At 49.9% G+C, this 7,397-nt stretch carries 5 protein-coding genes; 3 read left to right on the top strand and 2 right to left on the bottom strand.

Annotated elements, in window-relative coordinates; all coding sequences use genetic code 11:
* Positions 1-594 (bottom strand): TonB-dependent receptor (locus tag FBQ85_23215; GenBank protein MDL1878053.1); only part of this gene is annotated, 594 nt, incomplete at its 3' end.
* 620 nt (positions 595-1,214) lie between these two features.
* On the bottom strand, positions 1,215-1,586 hold the full coding sequence (locus FBQ85_23220; protein MDL1878054.1) for a response regulator: 372 nt from the start codon (positions 1,584-1,586) through the stop codon (positions 1,215-1,217).
* 347 nt (positions 1,587-1,933) lie between these two features.
* Here FBQ85_23220 and FBQ85_23225 point away from each other — a divergent pair, with 347 nt between their 5' ends.
* From FBQ85_23225 to FBQ85_23235, 3 genes are all read left to right on the top strand, one after another.
* Entirely contained in the window at positions 1,934-5,275 is a 3,342-nt protein-coding gene (locus FBQ85_23225; GenBank protein ID MDL1878055.1) for a histidine kinase, read from the top strand.
* A gap of 143 nt (positions 5,276-5,418) precedes the next feature.
* A complete protein-coding gene (locus tag FBQ85_23230) occupies positions 5,419-6,093 on the top strand; it encodes a Crp/Fnr family transcriptional regulator (GenBank protein MDL1878056.1) in 675 nt (224 codons plus the stop codon).
* An 812-nt stretch (positions 6,094-6,905) separates the two neighbouring features.
* Positions 6,906-7,397 (top strand): hypothetical protein (locus FBQ85_23235; GenBank protein MDL1878057.1); only part of this gene is annotated, 492 nt, incomplete at its 3' end.

A 7,397-nucleotide genomic window follows, 5' to 3' on the forward strand; every position in this document is an offset into this window, starting at 1 on the left:
GGTGGCATCGGTTGCCGGAATTTTCACGCCGTCGATCGTGATGGTGGTAAATTTGTCTTCCAGGCCGCGCAGAATGACTTTGTTGGCCTCGCCGCCCGATCGCAACAAGGAAACGCCGGGCAATCGGCCAATGGATTCAGCGGCGTTGGCGTCGGGCAATTCCCGGATCTTTTCTTCGGAAACGACATTGATAATCGTGCTGGAGGTGCGTTGTTGATTAATGGCTGCTGCCTGGCCGACGGCCTGACCGGTAACGATGATTTCTGCGCCTTGCAGAATCTCCGCGGATAATTTGACGTCGATCACGGTGGAAGTATTGGCTTGTACCGTCACCGGAAGATCGCGCATGCGATAGCCGATGTAAGATACTCTGAGGGTGTATGAGCCTTCCGGAATGCGATCGATGCGATAAGCGCCTTCCAAGTTTGTGGCGCTGCCCAAAGCCGTTCCCACCAGAAAGACGTTGGCGCCCGGCAGCCTCTCGGCCGTGGCAGAATCGCTCACCACGCCGCGCAAAATGCCTTGCGCGAAGGCCGAAGTCGAAATCAGGAGAAACAGCGCGGTCCAGATTTTCTTGGCAAGCAATGTTTTCATATGGTTTCCTCACAAATCGTAATTGACTGACCGGCCACGCAATGCGGCCGGTCAGTCACGCGAAGGGGGGGTAATAGCGTTATTGGAAATCTCGCTTTTGCCAATGATGACACGACAGATGAACGCGAGAAACTTCGCCGATCGAGATGATAATGCTTACAACTGCCTGTTGCGCATGAGTCTTACTAAGGCTCGACGATTAAATAACTTTCCCAATCTCCAACCGCGAATAGACGAGAATCATCGCGAATTAAAAAGCATTAGCGACCATTCGCGTTGATTAGCGGTTTAAAGAAAATGAGTAAGTTATTTAAATGGCAATCCTAACATTCCTGAGAGCCTTTCTACAAGTTCAGGTAACAGAGTGTTGGCGCAGCGGCGCCGCCAGGATTCTGCTTATCAAGCACGCACAGGGATTTTCTCGAAATGCCGGCGCTCGAACAAATTGTAAGAATTTAGCCGTTTGAAGTTTTCGCCCACTGAAATGGAAATCCCGCTGAATTGAACTCAAAAAGCTTAATTTCTGTGGGATTTCTATTTCTGTGGGCGGTTTTTTTGTTCTGGGTTCATTTAGCTAAATTCTTGCAACAAATTTAACCCGAGCACAAACGCAAACAGATTTACTCGCGGCTGCGAACAGGATTCAATAATTCCTGTATGGCGCGGGCGAGTCTATCCTTGCTGATCGGTTTCAATAAATAGTCAACCGCTTTGTATTTTTTCGCGCGTGTGATGTGGTGAGTGAAAGCGGTTACAAAAACAATCTTAAAGTCGCCTTTGACTTGTTCCAAAAAATCAAAGCCCGAGCCTCCGGGCATTTGAATATCCAAGAAAATGAGATCGGGTTTCTTTTCGTGAAAGGCTAGGACGGCCTCCGTCAGGTTTGCGGCTTCTCCCACAACATTGATGTTGGGGTAGTCGCTCAATAAGCGCTTCAACTCTAAACGAATAAGCCACTCATCATCGACGATGAGCGTTTTGAATGTCTTCATATGACTTATCCTGGTTGCTGCACTCCGCTACTCCTGCGATGGCGGGTGAGAATTTCGCATAGAATGGCGGCGCAACGTAACAAAACCTTATTGGCCGAGCAATACTGAACATGTGAGCGGTAAATTAGTCTGGTGAACGGTCAGAAATTCCTCCCGACATCGAGATTCTTTCTTCAAACCACAGAGATTGACCGGCCGCTCAAATCATGTACTTCGTGAAAAACGGTGGACTTATAGCGACCGGTCAATGAGTTGCTGAGAAGTTGGACGTGGAGAATTCATTGACATCACTCAAAAAAGTGTTAAATTGACCACCACCGAGCGGCTATGAAGAAACGGGTAGAATTATGAAAAGTGAACGCAAGATTTGGCAAGAAGCTTCGGCACAGCCGGGTTCTGCAAATAAACGTCCTGTGGGTGTCGAAAGGATCACCGAATTGAATCCCGGAGAAATTTTTTCTCAAACTTTTTCTTGCCTCATGGCGGGGTTTGCAAGACCAAGGCGTAAAAGGCGCATGAGCGGCATGAGCACCCTGCTTGTGATGATGGCTCTTTCTTCATTTCTTTGGGCTCAGGAAAACGATCTAAAATTCGAATGCTTTTCCATTGATGACGGGCTGTCGCACAGCAAGGTCAACAGCATTTTTCAAGACAATCGCGGTTTTTTGTGGCTGGGCACCAATGACGGCTTGAACAAATTTGACGGCTATGAATTCACCGCATATCGCTGGAAACCCAATGAGGCGCAGGGTTTGTCCGCGCAGCTCGTGCGCGTGGTTATGCAAGACAGCAAGGGCAATCTCTGGATCGGAACAGAGGGAGGGGGCGTTAATCTTTTTGACCGTGACTCCAATTCCTTTCGGCATTTTACCCCGGACTCTTCTTCTGAAATTAAAATCAGCAGCCAGGATGTTAATTCCATCATCGAAGATCGGCGCGGCAACCTGTGGTTGGGCACCAGCAACGGCCTTGATCTTTTCGATTTTGCGCATAAAAAGGCGACCAACTACGCGCCGGCACACCTCGCTGCGGCGCCGGCGCGCGCAAAGATCGTCAATGTCGTTTATGAAGATCGGCAAGGCAATTTGTGGGTAGGGTCGCAGAATCACGGCCTCTGGCTGTTTGATCGCGATCGCCGGGATTTCGTTTGCTATGAGCATGACGCCCAAAATCCTGCCAGCCTGGGCGATAACGATGTCCGTTCGATCTATGAAGATGTGCAGGGCAATTTGTGGATCGGCACGACGTTCGGCGGTTTGAATTTGTTTGATCGCACAAAAAAAACGTTTCGCCAATTTTTCCCGCAGAGGAATCACTCCGAAAGCAACACGATTCGAGCCATTCTTGACGCCGAGGACGGCCATTTGTGGGTTGGCAATCGCAGCGGCCTGTACAAGTTTGACCTCGCTGCGCAACGCTTCAGGCACTACCAGCATGATCCCAACAATCCCTACAGCTTGAGCCATAACTCCGTGCAATGCCTCTTTAAAGATGCTAAGGGTGATTACTGGGTGGGGACGCGCGACGGATTGAATTTCATCAACATCAATATCGGCAGCTTTGTGCACTATCAAGCCAAAGCGTATGATCGCCGTTTTCTAAACAACAAGGTCGTGTACGCGATTTTGGAAGATCGCGCCGGCGATTTGTGGTTCGGCACCGAAGAAGGCGGGTTGAATCATCTCGATCGTGAAACTGGATTGTTCACGTATTACAAACATGACAGCCGCGACCCGCACAGCTTGAGCGTCAACAACATCAAGGTCATGCTCGAAGAGCAAAGCGGCAATCTTTGGATCGGCACCTTTCAAGGTGGGCTTAACTATTTTGACCGCGAAACCAAGCGGTTTTCCCATTATCAGAATCGTCCCGATGAGCCTTCCAGTCTGGCGGGCAACGATGTGATGGCCTTGCTGCTTGATGATGACGGTGATCTCTGGGTGGGGACTTTCGAAAGCGGCCTGGATATTCTCGAACGAAAAACCGGAGAATGCCGGCATTTTTTCAGCGCGCTCGACATGCCGGGCTATCGCATGATCAGCGCATTAATGCAGGATCGCCAGGGCAATATTTGGATTGGATCCAATCGCGGGCGTCTGGGCCGTTGGAATAAAAAAACTCGGGAGTTCAAACATTACCAGCTTCCCATCAAAAATATCGTCACCATCGAGATTCGCCCGATTTTTGAAGATGAAGCGGGCAATTTCTGGATCGGCACGACCGGCGGCGGTTTATACTATTTCAATCGCGCCGACGAAACGTTTAAAGCATTCACGATGCAAGACGGTTTACCGAGCAATGTGATTTACGGCATTCTGCAAGATGAACAACGGCATCTCTGGCTGAGCACGACCAATGGTCTCGTCAAATTCAATCCGCAAACCGGGGCGATCAAAACCTACTATCAGGCGAGCGGCCTGCAAAGCGATCAATTTTGTTATGACGCCTTCATGAAAACCCGCGACGGCGAAATGTTTTTCGGCGGCATCAACGGGGTTACCGCATTTTATCCCGAAAATATTCGCGAAAATGCCTATGTGCCGCCGGTGGTGATCACGCGCTTGAACATCTTCAACCGGCCGGTGGAGATCGGCGGACCCGACGGCATTTTAAAAAAGTCCCTCACCGAAACCAAAGCCCTCACGCTCTCGCATCGCTATTCGGTTTTTTCGTTTGAATTTGCCGCGTTGAACTATGCCATTAGCGCGCACAATCAATATGCCTACAAAATGGAGGGGTTTGATGATGATTGGAACTGGGTGGGAAACCGGCGCTTCGCAACCTACACGAATCTCAATCCCGGCAAGTATACCTTTCGCGTCAAAGCTGCAAATAATGACGGCGTTTGGAATGAGCAGGGCGCCGAGCTGCAGGTGACGATCACGCCGCCATTTTGGCAAACCTGGTGGTTCAAGCTGTTAGGACTTGCGGTGTTGTTATTGATCATCAAACATTTTTATGATTATCAAATGCAAAAAAGAAATGCGTTGCATGCCACCGCGCTGGCCAATCTTGCACAATTAAAATTGTTGCGCTACCAGATGAATCCGCATTTTTTGTTCAATGCGCACAACTCGATTCGCTCGATGATCCTGCTCGACAAGGATCGCGCCTGGCAAATGATCACGGAGTTGTCGGAGTTCTTCCGCTACACGTTGCTCAACTTCAACAAGGTTACGGCATCGCTCGATGAAGAAATCAAGGCCGTCAACAACTATTTGCACATCGAGAGAATCCGTTTTGGCGATTCGCTGGAGGTATCCTTCGCGATCGAGGAAGCGGCGCGCAAATGCCTCGTGCCGGCATTTTTGTTTCAGCCGTTGGTGGAAAATGCCATCAAATACGGCATGCAAACCAGTCCGCTGCCGCTGAAAGTCCTGGTGTCGATTGTCTTGCAGGAGGGCACACTGTCAATCGATGTTTCCAATACCGGGGCTTTGGTCAAGCATGTTCCGGAGGAGACGGGAAAGGAGGAGGTGCACGGCACGTCGTTGGAGAATATCAAACAACGGCTGGAGATCATGTTTGGCGAGCAGTACGCCTTTCAATTGTATGAAGAGAACGGGTGGGTTCATTCCAAAATCAGAATTCAATATGAGGCGGCCCAAAATGGCCAGAAAGCAACAAAGCGCCTCACGATCAAACCGGCGAGCGCTGCCGCATTGACGCAAGAGTCTGGCTCATCTTGAATTGTTTTGAGGGGATTTATACTCACGCGGATATCAGATGACATGGGAAATGATTCTGATCATATTGCGCCCAAAATGCTGGCTGTTTGAGAGCAAGTCCCAACAATTGATCACCACCAAGCAGCGATACTGAACCCAGCAATATGCCTTCCGACGATCTCAAGCCCAGCATTCGCGAGTTGCCGCTTTTTTCCGCATTGAGCATTGCGGAGTTGCGCCAGCTCATGCGGCAGAGCACCGTGCGGGCTTGCAAACGCAATGAGATCGTTTTCATGGAAGATGATCCCTATGCCGGCTTGTACCTTGTGCTCAGCGGGCGCGTCAAGGCTTTTAAAACGAATCCGGAGGGAAAAGAGCAAATCATTCACCTGCTTGGGCCGCGCGAACTTTTTGCAGATGTGCCGTTGTTCACCGGCGGGCCGTATCCCGTAACCGCGCAGGCGCTGGAAGATACCAGGCTGCTGTTTATTCCGCAGCAAGCGTTTGTTGATCTGCTGCACGGCAATCCTGAAATTTGCATGCGGATGCTGGGCGCTTTTGCCAAACGCATGCGCCAGTTGGTGAATCTGGTTGAATCACTCTCGCTCAAAGAAGTCACGGCTCGCCTCGCCCGTTATTTGGCGGAGGAGGCAAAACGAACCTCTCACACCACTCTCACACTTCCCATCTCTAAAGCCACCCTGGCCGCCTTCCTTGGCACTATCCCTGAAACGCTTTCTCGGTCTTTGCACGAGTTGGAAAATCGCGGGCTGATTTCCGTTCAAGGTAAACAGATTGTCATCCGCAATCAATCGCAGTTGCAGCAAATAGCCGGTTGAAAAAGTTTTGGCAAGAATTTAGCTAAATGAACCCAGAACAAAAAAAACGCCCTCAGAAATAGAAATTCCACAGAAATTAAGCTTTTTGAGTTCAATTCAGTGGGATTTCCATTTCAGTGGGCGAATACTTCAAACGGCTAAATTCTTGCAAAGTTTTGTTTCTTGACTTGAGTCAAGGCTTTTGCAGGGAGATTTTGTATCTTAAAATGCAGACGTGAAACGGAACATCCTATGCTCTAGGTTTTAAGCAGCACGATGATAAAATATGTTGAATAAAACTCCGGAACGCCGCGTCATCTTCGGAATAGGGCCTTTGGTGCTATCCGTCATGCGCGAGTTGGTCGCGCGCGGCAATTACACTCGCATGGTCAATCGCAGCGGCAAAGCGAATGCGCCAAGCGCCGTTGCAGTCGTGCACTGAGCTTTACGCGTTGTTGGCGACGATTGCGTCGCGAGCTTATCAACCTTCGTGCGACAGATAATCCCGAACAGATCGCAGAAGCTCTTCAGCGCCTGCTGTTGCGCTTACGCCAATGCAAACTGCCGCGGCTTGAGCCACGAGCGGTGAGGACGCGGCCACGAACATATATTCATATCTCCTCGGCGACCGCAACAAGGCGCGAAAAAAATATCGCAAAAGAACTCAAAGCGTAAATCGCAAAAAGTTAGTGACATGGGACAAGAAGCCTGCGCTACGTCATTGCGCACGGCTCATTTATATAACCAAGCCAAATGCTTCAAAGCCATTTCACTACTTCCTCTCGTGAAATGGCTCGCAACCAGGAATATCAAAAGCCAATAAGGAAAACAATATGCACAAAGCCAACAGCATCATTGCACTCTTCATTCTTCTCATTCTCGCGCCGCCGGTTTTTTCACAAGTCAGGCTGGACATTGAAACCGGCCCTGTTTTCAGCGGCTACAACGACGTGCGCATTCCTGGCAAGGGAGGAACTTTGTTTTCCCTCTCGGACCAGTTGCAAGCCGAGCGCACGCTTTTTTATCGGATTCGCGTCTTCTACGATTTCAATCCTCGCCACCATTTGGGAGTTTTGCTGGCGCCGCTGTCAATCAATTCCACCGGCCGGTTGGACGCCGATCTCATTTTTACAGGCAAGACGTTTCCCGCCAACACACCATTGGACGCAACTTACAAGTTCAACTCCTATCGTTTGATTTACCGGTATGATTTTCTCCGCAGGGAGAAACTTGAGCTTGGCATCGGCTTCACTGCCAAAATTCGCGACGCCAACATCGAGGTTCGCGGCAACGGCATGGCAGCGGCAAAGAAGAACGTCGGCTTC

It is taken from the genome of Cytophagia bacterium CHB2 (assembly GCA_030263535.1).
Classification (GTDB): Bacteria; Zhuqueibacterota; Zhuqueibacteria; order Zhuqueibacterales; family Zhuqueibacteraceae; genus Coneutiohabitans.